At 68.6% G+C, this 14,299-nt stretch carries 12 protein-coding genes; 5 read left to right on the top strand and 7 right to left on the bottom strand.

Features of this window, described 5'->3' with window-relative positions:
• The first annotated feature begins 45 nt into the window (after positions 1–45).
• From IXW21_RS03620 to IXW21_RS03610, 3 genes are all read left to right on the top strand, one after another.
• Positions 46–2,847 (top strand): efflux RND transporter permease subunit, encoded by a 2,802-nt coding sequence (locus IXW21_RS03620; RefSeq protein ID WP_194762885.1) that lies wholly within the window; start codon positions 46–48, stop codon positions 2,845–2,847.
• A complete protein-coding gene (locus IXW21_RS03615; RefSeq protein ID WP_194762884.1) occupies positions 2,844–4,808 on the top strand; it encodes a YhgE/Pip family protein in 1,965 nt (654 codons plus the stop codon). Before IXW21_RS03620 ends, IXW21_RS03615 begins: the two co-directional genes overlap by 4 nt.
• Before the next feature lie 175 nt (positions 4,809–4,983).
• On the top strand, positions 4,984–5,571 hold the full coding sequence (locus tag IXW21_RS03610; protein ID WP_228528110.1) for a 2'-5' RNA ligase family protein: 588 nt from the start codon (positions 4,984–4,986) through the stop codon (positions 5,569–5,571).
• A gap of 17 nt (positions 5,572–5,588) precedes the next feature.
• On the opposite strand, the gene ccsB is transcribed toward IXW21_RS03610, so the two are convergent.
• From ccsB to IXW21_RS03585, 5 genes are read right to left on the bottom strand one after another with little or no spacing between them, the layout of a single operon-like run.
• Complete coding sequence (ccsB, locus tag IXW21_RS03605; RefSeq protein WP_194762883.1) at positions 5,589–6,572, bottom strand: c-type cytochrome biogenesis protein CcsB; 984 nt, start codon at positions 6,570–6,572, stop codon at positions 5,589–5,591.
• Between the two features lie 4 nt (positions 6,573–6,576).
• Complete coding sequence (resB, locus tag IXW21_RS03600) at positions 6,577–8,358, bottom strand: cytochrome c biogenesis protein ResB (RefSeq protein WP_323742153.1); 1,782 nt, start codon at positions 8,356–8,358, stop codon at positions 6,577–6,579.
• 28 nt (positions 8,359–8,386) lie between these two features.
• The gene (locus tag IXW21_RS03595) at positions 8,387–9,166 is read right to left on the bottom strand and encodes a cytochrome c biogenesis CcdA family protein (protein WP_194762881.1); all 780 of its coding nucleotides are present in this window, start codon (positions 9,164–9,166) and stop codon (positions 8,387–8,389) included.
• 16 nt (positions 9,167–9,182) lie between these two features.
• Complete coding sequence (locus IXW21_RS03590) at positions 9,183–9,836, bottom strand: TlpA family protein disulfide reductase (RefSeq protein WP_194762880.1); 654 nt, start codon at positions 9,834–9,836, stop codon at positions 9,183–9,185.
• A gap of 48 nt (positions 9,837–9,884) precedes the next feature.
• Positions 9,885–10,289, bottom strand: coding sequence for a MerR family transcriptional regulator (locus tag IXW21_RS03585; protein WP_194762879.1), 405 nt, complete (start codon positions 10,287–10,289; stop codon positions 9,885–9,887).
• 56 nt (positions 10,290–10,345) lie between these two features.
• Between IXW21_RS03585 and IXW21_RS03580 the strand changes: the two genes are divergently transcribed.
• Positions 10,346–11,248 (top strand): NAD(P)/FAD-dependent oxidoreductase, encoded by a 903-nt coding sequence (locus IXW21_RS03580; protein ID WP_194762878.1) that lies wholly within the window; start codon positions 10,346–10,348, stop codon positions 11,246–11,248.
• A 102-nt stretch (positions 11,249–11,350) separates the two neighbouring features.
• On the opposite strand, the gene IXW21_RS03575 is transcribed toward IXW21_RS03580, so the two are convergent.
• Together IXW21_RS03575 and IXW21_RS03570 are read right to left on the bottom strand one after the other, a co-directional pair.
• The gene (locus IXW21_RS03575) at positions 11,351–11,980 is read right to left on the bottom strand and encodes a histidine phosphatase family protein (protein WP_194762877.1); all 630 of its coding nucleotides are present in this window, start codon (positions 11,978–11,980) and stop codon (positions 11,351–11,353) included.
• Between the two features lies 1 nt (position 11,981).
• A complete protein-coding gene (locus tag IXW21_RS03570) occupies positions 11,982–12,356 on the bottom strand; it encodes a DUF5684 domain-containing protein (RefSeq protein WP_194762876.1) in 375 nt (124 codons plus the stop codon).
• Positions 12,357–12,485: 129 nt separating this feature from the next.
• Between IXW21_RS03570 and aspS the strand changes: the two genes are divergently transcribed.
• Positions 12,486–14,267: an aspartate--tRNA ligase gene (aspS, locus tag IXW21_RS03565; RefSeq protein WP_194762875.1), complete on the top strand. Its 1,782-nt coding sequence runs from the start codon at positions 12,486–12,488 to the stop codon at positions 14,265–14,267.
• Positions 14,268–14,299: the final 32 nt, after the last annotated feature.

Here is a 14,299-nt window from a genome sequence, read left to right as displayed (position 1 = left end):
ATCGGATACACCTGTGTATCCGACCCGGATCATCTGAGGAGCTTCGTGTCCACACTCCTGTCCTCGCTCGGCCGCTGGTCCTACCGGCATCCGTGGCGCGTCCTCGTCTCCTGGCTCCTCGCGCTCGGCATCGCCGGTGCGGGTGCACTCGTGCTCGGAGCGGGCACCGACAACTCCTTCTCGATCCCGGGCACCGAGTCGCAGGCCGGTCTCGAACAGCTCAACCGCTCGTTCCCCGCGGTCAGCGGCACCAGCGCGCAGATCATCGTGGTCGCAGCCGACGGCGACTCGATCACCGACGGCACGTATCGGGATGACATCGAAGAGACCGTCGACAAGCTGGCCGACCTCGACGACTCCGTGCTGTCGGCCACCTCGCCGTATGACGAGATGGTCAGCGGCATGATCAACGACGACGAGACCGCGGGCATCATCCGCCTGCAGTTCGACGGGCAGTCGACTGATGTCTCGGACGAGACGCAGGACGAGCTCCGGACCGTCGTCGCAGACCTCGCCGCCGAGCTCCCCCCGGGGTCGCAGACCTCGCTCGGCGGCGAGCTGTTCGCCACCTCGATCCCCGGCGTGACGCTGACCGAGGCAGTCGGGCTCCTGATCGCCCTGCTCGTGCTGATCGTGACCTTCCGCTCGTTCGTCGTCGCGGGTCTCCCCCTGCTCACCGCCGTGCTCGGTGTCGGCATCTCGATGGCCGGCATCTTCGCGGCGACCGCCTTCGCGACGGTCTCGTCGACCACTCCCCTGCTCGCGCTCATGCTCGGGCTCGCCGTGGGCATCGACTACGCGCTGTTCATCATGGCCAGACACCAGGATCAGGTCCGTGAGGGCGTCGACCCCGAAGAGTCGACGGCCCGCGCCGTGGGCACAGCCGGGTCGGCCGTCGTGTTCGCGGGCGTCACCGTGCTGATCGCGCTGATCGGACTCGGCTTCGCCGGCATCCCCTTCCTCACCACCATGGGCATCGCCGCGTCCGCCGCCGTCGCCGTCGCGGTGGCCATCGCGGTGACCCTCACCCCGGCGCTGCTCGGGTTCATGAAGGGTCGTGTCGCGGGTCGCCCGCGCAGGCCGCGGAAGGCGAAGGAGGGCACGCCCGCGCCCGCTCCCCGTCGCCGTTTCAGCGACCGCTGGGTGACAGGCGTGACGAAGCGACCGATCCTCGTATCGCTGGCCGTCGTGCTCGGCCTCGGCATCGTGGCCATCCCGGCGCTGAGCCTCAACCTCGCCCTGCCGAACGCCGGCGTGCTGCCGAAGGACAATGAGGCTCGACAGAGCTATGACCTGGTCGCCGAGGAATTCGGCGCCGGTTTCAACGGACCGCTGATCCTGACCGGCACCATCGTCACCTCGACCGATCCCCTGACGTTGATGGAGGATCTCGGCGACGAGGTCGCGAAGATAGACGGGGTCAAGGAGGTGGCGCTCGCCACCCCCAACGAGACCGCCGACACCGGCATCGTGCAGATCATCCCCGAGACCGCGCCCGACGACCCCGCGACCGCCGATCTGGTCCGCGAACTGCGCGCACACCACGACGAATGGCTCGACGAGTTCGGCATCGACCTCAAGGTCACCGGTTTCACGGCCGTCGGCATCGACATCTCCGACCAGCTGGGCAACGCGCTCCTGCCGTTCGGCGTCTTCGTGATCGGCCTGTCCCTGATCCTCCTGACCATCGTCTTCCGCTCGCTGTGGGTGCCGATCACCGCGGCCGCCGGATACCTGCTCTCGATCGTCGCCGGGTTCGGCATCGTCGGTGCGGTGTTCGAGTGGGGTTGGTTCGCCGACGCCCTGCACGTCGCGAAGGTCGGCCCCATCATCAGCTTCATGCCGATCATCCTCATGGGTGTGCTGTTCGGCCTCGCGATGGACTACCAGGTCTTCCTCGTCTCCCGGATGCGCGAGGACTTCGTGCACGACCCTGACGGGAAGAGCCCGGATCGCGCGACCAGACGCGCCGCCGCCCTGCGCGCGGTGCGCAGCGGCTTCACCGGATCGGCGAAGGTCGTCACCGCCGCGGGTCTCATCATGTTCGCCGTGTTCGTGGCGTTCGTGCCCGAGGGCGACTCGTCTCTCAAGCCGATCGCACTGGGCCTCGCCGCAGGAATCGCGATCGACGCGTTCCTGGTGCGGATGACGCTGATCCCCGCGCTCATGGCGATCCTCGGCGAGCGCGCGTGGGAGATCCCGGCGTGGCTCGAGCGGATCCTTCCCCGCGTCGACATCGAGGGCGAGGCGGTGGAGCGCGAGCGCCACCTCGCCGAGTGGCCCGGCGACGACTCGGTGATCGCCGCGGACGATCTGTCACTCACCGCCGCCGGCGTCGAGCGGCTCCACCTGCGGGTCGCCCCGGGTGCCGCTGCCGTTCTCACCGGCTCGTCGGCCGGCGCTCTCCGCACCCTGGCCCTGACGGTCGCGGGCCGAGTGCCCCCCGAAGACGGACAGCTGCGGGTGGCCGGTCACCTGCTTCCCGGTCGCGCCGCATGGGTGCGCGCGCATGTCGGCGCGGTGATGGCCGCGGATGCCGGAAGCCTGTCGGCAGATCTCGCCGAGGCGCTTCGAGGTACGCCCGCACTGGTCGTGATCGACGGCGTCGACCGGCTCTCGCGATCCGATCGCGACCAGGTCGCTGCACGTCTGCGGGACGCACGCCCGACGACCGCGGTGCTCGTCACGGCGCACTCCCCCGAGATCGCGCTCGAGCTGCTCTCGGATGCGGGGCGCGGCCCGGTCGACGTGATCGACGTCGACGACCCCGCACCGCGCCGGGACTCCCTTCGCTCTGCGACCCAGGGCGCAGACGAATCCTCCCAATCGACCGAGGTGACAGCATGACCCTCCCCATCGAGCGAGCACGCTCGCGCAAGCCGATCACGTGGCTGACGATCCTCGGCATCCTGCTGCTCCCGGCAGCCGTCGGCGGCATCCTGGTCGCGGCCCTCCAGAACCCTGCAGAGCGGCTCGAGTCCATGACGGCAGCGATCGTCAACCTCGACGAGCCCGTCGAGATCGACGGCCAGCTCACGCCCCTCGGACGTCAGCTGGCCTCCGGCCTCGTCGAGGGCTCGGACGAGCTCGACTCCAACCTCACGTGGGTCATCTCGAATGAGGACGATGCCGAGGAGGGTCTCGCCGACGGCTCGTACCAGGCCGTCATCACGATCCCCGAGGACTTCTCGGCGGCGGCCACCTCGGCGGGTCAGGCGATCTCCGACGGCGGCGGCGACGCCGAGCAGGCGACCATCCAGGTCACCACCCCCGACGACGGGCTCGTCGCCGACGACCTCATCACGAGCCAGATCGCGAACGTCGCGGCCTCCAGCCTCGGCACGATGCTGTCGGAGGCGACGACCGAGAACATCCTGGTCGGCTTCACGACCATCGGCGATCAGATCGGCGAGGCCGCAGACGGCGCCGCGCAGCTCGCGACCGGATCGAGGGATGCGGCCACCGGAGCCGCTGCGATCCCGGACGGTGCGACCCAGCTCGCGTCGGGCGCCTCCGAACTGGGCACCGGCGCCTCGTCGCTCGCCGACGGCCTCGACACTCTGACCTCGAAGACCCGAGAGGCGGCGGCCGGAGCATCGCAGATCGGCCTCGGCCTCACGACGGGAGCCTCCGAGCTGCAGAAGAACGCCGACGGCATGACCCAGCTCGTGGGTGCGATCCAGACCGGAACCGGGGCGGCGACCGACGCCGCCTCGCAGACTGCGGCGCTCGCACAGACTCTCGGCGGTCTCGCGGCGACCTGCGACCCGACCACCTCCGGCGAGCTCTGCGCACAGCTCGCGGCCGCCGCGGGAGACGCGGTCACGGCCGCGACCTCGGCGGGCACGGCGTCGGGCTATCTGACGAACGTCGCGCCGAACGTGGCCGGCCTGCCCGGAGCGTTCAGCACGCTCTCGACGCAGCTCGGCGATGCCGGCGCCGGTGCGACGACGCTCGCCGACGGGCTGAACCAGCTCGCCACCGACGGGCTCGTCGCCTCGGCATCGGGCGCTCGCGCACTCGCCTCGGGCGCCGGGCAGCTCTCCAGCGGAGCGACCGACCTCGCCACGGGTGCGACGGACCTCGTGACGGGGCTCGACACCCTGGCGACCGGAACCGGTGACCTCGCCGGCGGGCTGCGCACGGCATCCGAATCACTCCCCTCGTTCAGCGACTCCGAGTCCACGTCGCTCGCCTCGGTGATCGCCGACCCGGTGGCATCGAAGGGCGCCGACGGCGCGACGATCTTCGGTCCGACGGCGATCCCGCTTCTCACCGCGGTGGTGCTCTGGTTCGGCGGCCTCGCCTCGTTCCTCGTGATGCGCGCGCACACGGCACGTACCCTGACCTCGCGCCGGTCGTCGGCCGGACTCGCGCTGCGGGCATTCCTGCCGGCCGCCGTGATCGGCGCGGCCCAGGGCCTGCTCGTGTCTCTGATCGTGCAGTTCGTGGCGAAGTACGACGCGGGCACGTGGTGGGCCTTCGCAGGCACGGCCGTGCTCGCCGGACTCGCTTTCGCGGCCGTCAACCAGGCGCTCGTCGCCGTGTTCGGCGGAATCGGTCGCTGGATCAGCGCCCTTGTGGGTGTGCTGGCCGTCGCGACCGGGCTGATCTCGACCGTGCCGGGCTGGCTCGCCGACCTCGGAGCGGCACTGCCGACATCGCCGGCGTTCGCCGGGCTGATCGCCCCCGACGGGGCAGCGGCCGCGGGTCTCGTGGTGTGGGGAGTCCTGTCGCTCGTCGCCACGACGGTTGCCGTGACGCTCCGTCGCACGACCTCGGCCAAGGCGGCGCTCGCGACCGCCTGAGACACGCCACCACCGGGCACGGCTTCGGGTCCCCGAGAAGAAACGCCGCACGTCAGTCCCGACGTGCGGCGTTCTCACTCTCCGATCCGAATCCGTGCCCGGCGAAGGTCGGCGCGCCGCCGTCGACGGACCGGCATACGGGCGCGGCGCCTCGGCAGGGACATAAGGTCGAGATATGCGTCGACCCTTCATGGACACTCCTGCTCAGCTCGCCTCACTCGAGGGGCAGCAGTATCTCGTGCTGCGTCCGACCACCGCGGTCGCCGACGTGTACCGCTCGGAGCAGGCCGCCGCGCTCGGTCGCGCAGACGTGCCGCACCCCCACACGGGTCATGTCACTCTGCGTGGATTCGCAGAGCCGGAGCGACGTGAGGAACTCAGTGCGTTCCTGCACGAGTGGGCGGCCGGTCAGCGTCCGATCGACGTCGTCGCCGAGGCAGTCGACGCGTTTCCGGCACCGTGGCAGATCGTCATCGTGCGTCTCGCGCGCTCCGCGTCGATCACCGCGGCCTACTCGAGCCTGAGCACAGCGCTCACCTCCACCGACTTCCGCCGCCTCGACGAACGTCCCACCGAGGAGTGGACCTTCCACCTCTCGGTGATCTACGCGAAGTCCCTGGCGTCAGCGGTGTGGACGGAACTGAGGAACAAGTCTCGCCGCTCGCTGAGCTCGAGGCCCGCCGAGCGCATCTCGCAGGTCGAGTTCGTCTGGTACGAGGACGGCGTCGAGCACGCCGAGATCATCCCGCTCGGCGTGCGCTGAGACGCCGAGGCACCGGCTCAACTCAGGCCGGAGTAGGCGTGCAGACCCTTGAAGAACACGTTGACGATCGTGAAGTTGAAGATCACCGCGGAGAAGCCGACGATCGCCAGCCAGGCCGACGGGTTGCCACGCCACCCGCGCGTCGCGCGAGCGTGGATGTACCCGGCGTAGAGCACCCAGATCACAAAGGTCCAGGTCTCCTTGACGTCGAAGCCCCAGAAGCGGCTCCACGCGTAGTAGGCCCAGATCGATCCGGCGATGAGGGTGAAGGTCCACAGGATGAAGCCGATGATCGTGAACCGGTACGCCATGCTCTCGAGACGCTCGGAACCGGGGAACGTGCGGAGGAATCCGGGACCGGTCTTCTCCGCGCCCTCCGAGATCAGACGCTCGCGACGTGACTGCATCAGCTGGATCACCGAGAGCGAGAACGCGAGCGCGAAGAACGCCGTGCCGAGCGATGCGACGAAGACGTGGATCACGAGCCACACGCTCTTGAGCGGGTCCATCAGCGGTGAGACGTCGACATAGAAGTTCGTCGCCGCGAGTCCGAGGAGCACCACGACGAGACCCGTGATGAACGTGCCCAGGAAGCGCAGGTCGATGCGCGTCAGGACGACGAGGAACACCGCGACGATGAGCAGCGTGCCCATCATCGCGAACTCGTAGAGGTTCGCCCACGGCACCCGGCCGGCGGCGAAACCGCGGGTCAGGGTCGCTCCCAGGTGGAAGAGGAAAGCGAGGATCGTCAGCGAGGTCCCGATGCGGGCCATCACGAATCGCTGCGGTGCGGCATCGGTTCCGGATGCCGCGGCGGCACCCTTCGAGCCCTTCACACCGCCCGCCCCTGCGCCGACCAGTTCGAACTCGCGCACACTCGCGGCATCCGCCGAGATCTGCGATCGACGTGCGAGATCGAACGCGTAGGCGATGAAGGCCGCCGCGTAGATCGCGATCGCCGTCCAGAGCAGGACGGGCGAGATCACTTCGAGGTCGAACATGATGTCAGTCTACTTTCGGGGTGTCGGATGCGGGTCGCTCGGTCGCGGGGTCCGCGGCGGTCTCCGCTGCGGCGTCCGGCTCGGGATCGGCGTCGGGGTCGTCGGGTTCCTCGACCGCCTGCGTCACGCCCGCGGCATCGAGCAGACGAGCGTGTCCGGCGACGAGATCGTCGACGGCGGCGGCGAGCGTCGGGTCCTCGCCACGAGCCAGACCCGCGTACTCGAACTCGACCGCACCGTCGGCGGCGGTGGCCTTGATCCAGACCCGGCGACGGGGCACGAACAGGGCGAGCATCAGGCCGCCGAGTGCGAGCAGGGCGAAGCCGAGCACCCACACGCCGGACTCGTCGCGGTGGATCTGCAGCGAGGCGAACCTCTTCACAGACTGGGACAGGTCGGTCGCTCCGGCCGGCGACTCGTCGTCGAAGGTGACTGTCCCGAGGCCGTTCGGCAGATCGGCGGTCTGTCCGGGGGTGAGCTCGATCGACTCGAGGTCGGTCGTACGACCAGTCACCTTGGTCATCCCGGTGGTGTCGAGCACGTACACCGAGCGCGGCACGCCCTCGTTGATGCCGAGGTCTCCGGTGTACACATCGAGCGTCAGCGTCGGGTTCGTCAGGTCTCCGTAGGCGGAGAAGAACGCTCCGGTGTCGAGGACTCCGGTCGTCGGGTAGAAGAATCCGACCAGACCGACCTGCTCCGCGAGTCCGTCGGGAACCTTGATGACCCCGAGCGAGGTCATGTTGTTGTCCTGCGGAAGGAACGGCGTGCTGTTCGTGAACACCACGTCGCCCGCGGGATCGCGCGCCGTGATCGTGGGCGCGTAGCCGTTCCCGAGCAGGAACACATCGTCGTCGGCGACCGCGAGGGGCTCATTGACCTTGACCGCCCCCGTGCGCTCCTCGCCGTTCTCCTGCACGGTGACGTTGGCGGAGAAGTCACCGGCCTGACCGGATCCCGGCTCACCGAACGGCTGATACGTGACATCGAAGCTGTCGAGGCGCATCGAGTACGGGGCGAGCGCGTCGTCGGCCACGAAGCGTCCGCGGTTCATGGAGTCGTAGTCGAGCAGCGTGTTGGCGAAGGTCTCGCCCTCGACCAGGACCCGCTGGCCCGTATAGGCGAAGCCGCCGCCGATGCCGATCGTGATCAGTACGCCGACCAGCGCGAGGTGGAAGAGGAGGTTTCCTGTCTCGCGCCAGTATCCGCGCTCGGCCGACGCCGAGAACGTCCGCCCGGAGTCGTAGCGCTCGACCCGATAGCCGAGTGCCTTGAGCTGCTTCGCGGCGATGTCGACGGATGCCGCAGCATCCGCCGTCGAGTCCGCGGACGTCCTCTCGACGGCGCGGTAGTCGGCGAGCCGCTTCAGGCGTGCCGGGGTGCGCGGAGGGCGTGCACGGAGCGCCTTGGCGTGATGCTTGATGCGCGGGATGACGCAGCCCACCAGCGAGGCGAAGAGCAGCAGATAGATCGCCGAGAACCACGGCGACAGGTAGACGTCGAAGAGCTTCAGGCCGTCGAGGATCGGGAACAGATCGGGGTTGTCCCGCTCCCACTGCGTGACGCCGTTGGGGTCGGCCATCCGCTGCGGGAAGATCGAACCCGGGATCGCCGCGATCGCGAGCACGAGCAGCAGGATCAGCGCGGTGCGCATCGACGTCAGCTGGCGCCATCCCCAGCGCAGCCAGCCCACGAAGCCGAGGCGGGGCTGGGTGATCGACTCCTCGCCGTCGACGTGGTCTGACGGTCGGAGCGGATCGCTGGACCTGTCGGTAGTGCTGCTCACGTCATCCTTCCGATGCGTCTTCTTCTGATCAGAACGGGAGGGGGACACTGCTGATCACCGCCGTCAGTCGCGACATGATCTCGGTCCAGAGCCCCGTGACCATCAGCAGACCGAGCACGATCAGCAGCACGCCGCCGATGATGTTCACGACGCGGATGTGGCGACGGAGGAAACCGATCGTCTTCGTCGCCCAGCCGAATCCGAGAGCGACGAGCAGGAACGGGATGCCGAGGCCGAGCGAATAGGCGAGCCCGAGGAACCCGGCGCGCACCGGGTCGCCGGCGTTGAACGAGAGCGCGATGATCGCGCCGAGCGTCGGTCCCATGCACGGGGCCCAGCCGATGCCGAGGGCGACTCCCAGCAGCGGTGCGCCGATGATGCCCACCTTGGAGTCGACGTGGAAACGGACCTCGCGCTGCGCGAACCCGAAGGCGCCGAGGAAGATCAGGCCCATGACGATGATGAAGGCGCCGAGGATGCGGGTGATCAGATCGCCCCAGCGGAGGAAGAAGACTCCGAACGTGCCGCTGAGCACCGTGTAGAGGATGAAGACGACGGTGAAGCCCAGGATGAAGAGCAGGACGCCGAGCACGAGCCTGCTGCGGGCGGGAGCCTCGACCGTCGAGACGGCGGTCCCGTCTGCCGTGTTCGACGCGCGGCGCGGAGCGACCGCTCCCCCGAGAAACCCGAGGTAGCCCGGCACGAGCGGCAGGACGCACGGCGACAGGAAGGAGACGAGGCCGGCGAGCATCGCGACGGGGATCGCGAGCCAGAGGGCTCCCGATCCGATGACGGCTTCGGGGTTCACGCCACTCCCGGGAAACTCACGAGTCCTCCGCGAGCGCGTCCTTGACGAGCGTCGAGAGGACCGAGGTGCCGTCGATCGGTCCGATGATGCGCGCGGCGACCCGGCCCTGCTTGTCGAGCACGAGAGTGGTCGGTGTCGCCTGGATCGGTACGGACGACGAGAAAGCGAGCTTCGCCTCGGCCGTGTCGACGTCGATCAGGCTCGGGTACGTCACGCCGAACTCGGCGGAGAAGGCCTTGGCGGTGTCGGCCTGGTCGCGGGTGTTGACCCCCAGGAAGGCCACCTCGTCGCCACCGTGCTCCTGCCACACGCCCTCGAGCGCTTCGGCCTCGAGGCGGCACGGAGCGCACCCCGCGTACCAGAAGTTCACGACCGTGACCTTGCCCTCGAGCTCGGAGCTGGAGAAGTCCTCGCCGTTCTCGGTGACCCCGCCGAATTCGGCGACGGGAGCGTCGCGGTCGGCGACGGGGATCTCGACGATCGCACCGTCGGCGGCGACGTAGCCGGTGTTCTCGCCGGAGAGGAACGAATCGCTCACCGCATCCGGAGCGCAGGCGCTCAGGCCGATGGCGAACACCGCGGCGAGCGCGACACCGACCGCACGGCGAGGAAGCCGTGTGCGGGAGGAGCGGCCGCTGCGGTTCGGACGAATCGTCGAGACGCGTGGCACGGCATCGATTTTACGCGGGGTTCCTATGCATGGGCCGGATGCGACGCCTCACAGCCGCGCCAGAACGTCAGCCACAGAAGCGCGGAAGCGGGGACAGGTCGAGATGTCGTGCGAGCGGCACCGCATCGCGTGCTCGGTCATCTCGCGAGAGATCCGCATCTCCTCCATCCGCCGGTCGAGGTCGTCGAGGTGAGCCTGCAGCACTTCGTGACGCCCGGCGCTGCCGTCGTCGAGCAGCACGGCGATCTGCTCGAGGCTCATCCCTGCCGCCTTGCTGCGCTGGATCACGGCGACCCGCACGACGTCGTCCTGACCGTATCGGCGTCGCCCGGCGGCGTTGCGCGCAGGGCGCAGCAGCCCGACCGATTCCCAGTGCCGCAGCACGTTCGTCGGAAGATCGAACCGCGCGGCGACCTCACCGACGGACCAGGGATTGTCGACACTTGACTTCATGTTGACATGAAGTCACACACTGAAGGAGAACGCAAGCTCATCCCCAGGAGGACCCCATGTACGACGCGATCATCATCGGAGCAGGACCGGCCGGCCTGCAGGCGGCACTGACGCTCGGACGGATGCATCGGCCGACCCTGCTGCTCGACTCCGGCGAGTACCGCAACGGCACGGTGCTGCACATGCACAACGTGGTCGCGAACGACGGCACTCCGCCGGCCGAGTTCCGGGCAACCGCGCGGGAGCAGCTCGCGGCCTACGACGACGTCGAGATCCGCGACGTCGAAGCCCGCACGGTCACCGGCGCGGAGGGACACTTCACCGTTCTCCTCGCCACCGGCGACGCGGTCGAGTCGCGCCAGGTGATCCTCGCCACCGGAGTCGCTGATGAGCTGCCGCCCGTGCCCGGGCTGCAGGAGCTGTGGGGTGTGGGGGCATTCACCTGCCCGTTCTGCGACGGCCACGAACATGCAGGGCGCTCCATCGGCATCCTCGGTCCCGCCGCCCGCGCCGAGCATCTGATCGGGCTCCTCGGTCCGATCGTCGGAGACATCACCGTCTACCCCGTCGATCAGCGCTTCAGCGTCGAGGAGGCCGAGACGCTGTCGCTCCGAGGGGTCCACGTCAGTGCCGAACCCGTCGCCGCCGTGAACCGGGTCGCCGACGGCGTCCGCATCACCACGGCATCGCAGGAGCGCACCGTGGCCGGAGTGTTCGTGGCAGCCGGCGGCCAGCGCCACCGCGCCCCCTTCGCCGACCAGCTCGGACTGCACATGCTGCCGTCGGGGTCGGTCGAGGTCGACGACTTCGGCCGCACCTCGACACCCGGGGTCTTCGCGGCTGGCGACCTCGCGCATCGCGCGTCGCTACCCGGGCCGATGGCGGCCGTGCTGCTCGCCGCCGCCGCGGGTCAGATGGCGGCCGTCGGCGTCATCCAGTCGCTCATGGCGACCCCCTGACGGCTTTCGAGTAGCGCACTTTGCAGAAACCGACCATCTGTTTCTGCAAAGTGCGCTACTCGAACTGGGAAGGAAGGGGGGCGAGCCCGAGTCGGTACGGGGTCAGACCGCGCCGACGTCGACCGCGTTGCTGGTCGATGCAGGCTCGGCATACGCGACCTCGCGCCAGACATCGCCCACCAACTCGAACGAGGTGACGCTCGACAGCGCGCAGCGCCGCGTTCGCGGATCGTGCTGAAGTGGCAGGCCGGCGACTCGCAGGTGCGTGATCCAGATCGGCGCCTGGTGCGACACCATCACCACGTCACCGGCGTCGACAGCACGCCAGGCTTCACCCATCGCACTCAGCATCCGTTCCGCGATCGAGGTGTACGGCTCGCCCCAGCTGGGCAGCGACGGCTGCCGCAGGTGCCACCAGTTGAGCGGATTCATGAGCGAGCGACGCATCTGCGTGCCCTCGAAAACGTTCGTCGGCTCGATGATGCGGATGTCGATCTCGGTCGCCAGATCGAACCCGGCCGCGAACGGCTCGGCCGATTCCTGTGCGCGCTCCAACGGCGAAGAGTGCAGCGCGGTGACCGGCCTATCCTGAGCGGCGACATGATCGGCGGCCGCCTGCGCCATGCGGCGCCCCGCCTTGCTCAGGTGGTAGTCGGGCAACCGCCCGTAGAGCACGCGCTTCGGGTTGTGGACCTCACCGTGACGGACGAGATGCAGTCGCGACGCCACCATGTCAGATCGCGCGGTAGCGGGACTGGCCGAAGCCGAGGATCAGATACCCGATGTAGGGGAAGACGAAGAGCAGGAAGAACGAGAAGAGACCCCCCTTGCCGAAGCGCTCCCCGAGCTTGATGGCCACGACGATGCCGAAGATGAAGCCGACGATGGGGATCAGATAGAGCAGGGCGAGCCACCCGGACATACCGGCGATCTTGACGAGGAAGACGATGTTCACGATCGGGATGATCGCGAGGATGCCGGGGTATCCCGCCTTCGCGAAGACCTTCCACAGCCCCACCACGACGAGCACGTAGAAGGCGAGGGCGATGAGTCCCGTCGTACCGGAGAAGATCGTCGCGTACAGGTCGGAGATGCCGTTGGAGTCCATGATGGCCCTTTCGCTGGTCGAGCAGCCGTCGTGGCGATCCTACTGACCGATATGCCACCGGCGGAGGAGGCGACACCGCCCCCGTAGAATGGGCGGGTTCATCATTTCCCAGATCAGGAGGAATCCTCCGTGCTTCGCACCCACTCGGCAGGCTCACTGCGAGCCGAGCATATCGGTCAGACCGTCACCCTCTCGGGCTGGGTCGATCGCCGTCGTGATCACGGAGGAGTCGCGTTCATCGATCTTCGGGATGCATCGGGCATCGCCCAGGTCGTCATCCGCGACGAAGAAGTGGCGCACCCGCTGCGCAACGAGTTCGTCCTGAAGGTCACCGGCGAGGTCTCCCGTCGCCCCGAGGGCAACGCGAACCCGAACCTGCCCACAGGCGACATCGAGCTCATCGCGACCGACGTCGAGGTGCTGAACGAGTCCGCCCCCCTGCCGTTCCAGGTGTCGACCGCCGTCGCCGACACCGAGACGGTCGGTGAAGAGGCGCGCCTCAAGTACCGCTACCTCGACCTGCGTCGCCCCGCCGCGGCATCCGCTCTGCGTCTGCGCTCGAACGTCTACAAGGCCGTGCGCGACGTGCTGCACGGCGAGGATTTCACCGAGGTCGAGACCCCGACGCTCACCCGCTCGACTCCCGAAGGTGCCCGCGACTTCGTCGTGCCCGCTCGTCTGCACCCGGGCAGCTGGTACGCGCTGCCGCAGTCGCCGCAGCTCTTCAAGCAGCTGCTCATGGTCGGCGGCGTCGAGAAGTACTACCAGATCGCCCGCTGCTACCGCGATGAGGACTTCCGCGCCGACCGTCAGCCGGAGTTCACGCAGCTCGACATCGAGATGAGCTTCGTCGACCAGGAAGACGTCATCACGCTGATGGAGTCGCTCATCCAGGCGATGTGGAAGACGATCGGCGTCGAGGTGCAGACCCCGCTGCCGCGCCTGACGTACGCCGACGCCATGGCGAAGTACGGCTCGGACAAGCCCGACCTGCGCTTCGGACTCGAGCTCGTCGAGGCGACCGAGTACTTCGCGGACACCCCGTTCCGCGTGTTCCAGGCCGAGTACGTCGGCGCCGTCGTCATGCCGGGTGGCGCGAGCCAGCCGCGCAAGCAGCTCGACGCGTGGCAGGACTGGGCCAAGCAGCGCGGTGCCCGCGGTCTCGCCTACGTCCTCTTCAACGAAGACGGAACGCTCGGCGGCCCCGCGGCCAAGAACCTATCCGAGGCCGAGCAGGCGGGTCTCGCGGAGTTCGTCGGCGCGTCCGCCGGTGACTGCGTGTTCTTCGCCGCAGGGTCGACGAAGGAGAGCCGTGCGCTCCTCGGCGCCGCTCGCGTCGAGATCGGTCGCCGCCTGGGTTACCTGAACCCCGACGAGTTCGCCTTCACGTGGGTCGTCGACGCTCCGATGTTCGAGCCGGCAGCGGATGCCGTCGCATCCGGTGACGTCGCCGTCGGAGCCGGAGCATGGACCGCCGTGCACCACGCGTTCACCGGCCCGAAGCCGGAGTTCCAGGACACCTTCGACACCGACCCCGGATCGGCTCTCGCCTACGCGTACGACATCGTGTGCAACGGCTCGGAGCTCGGCGGCGGATCGATCCGCATCCACCGCGAAGACGTGCAGAAGCGCGTGTTCGAGGTCATGGGCATCAGCGACGAGTTCGCACAGGAGCAGTTCGGCTTCCTGCTCGACGCGTTCAAGTTCGGCGCCCCGCCCCACGGTGGCATCGCGCTCGGCATGGACCGCGTGCTGCAGCACCTCACGAAGACCGAGTCGATCCGCGACGTCATCGCTTTCCCGAAGTCGGGCAACGGCTTCGACCCGCTGACCGCGGCCCCGGCTCCCATCACCGCGGAGCAGCGCGCCGAGGCCGGGGTCGACTTCGAGCCGGAAGACGACGAGGCCTGACCTCTGTTCTCGAGAGGCCCTCTCCCGCTACG

Source organism: Microbacterium sp. UFMG61, from assembly GCF_015354505.1.
Taxonomy (GTDB): domain Bacteria; phylum Actinomycetota; class Actinomycetes; order Actinomycetales; family Microbacteriaceae; genus Microbacterium.
The sequence above is the reverse complement of the archived record's forward strand: the minus strand, read 5'-3'. Positions and strand labels throughout refer to the sequence as shown.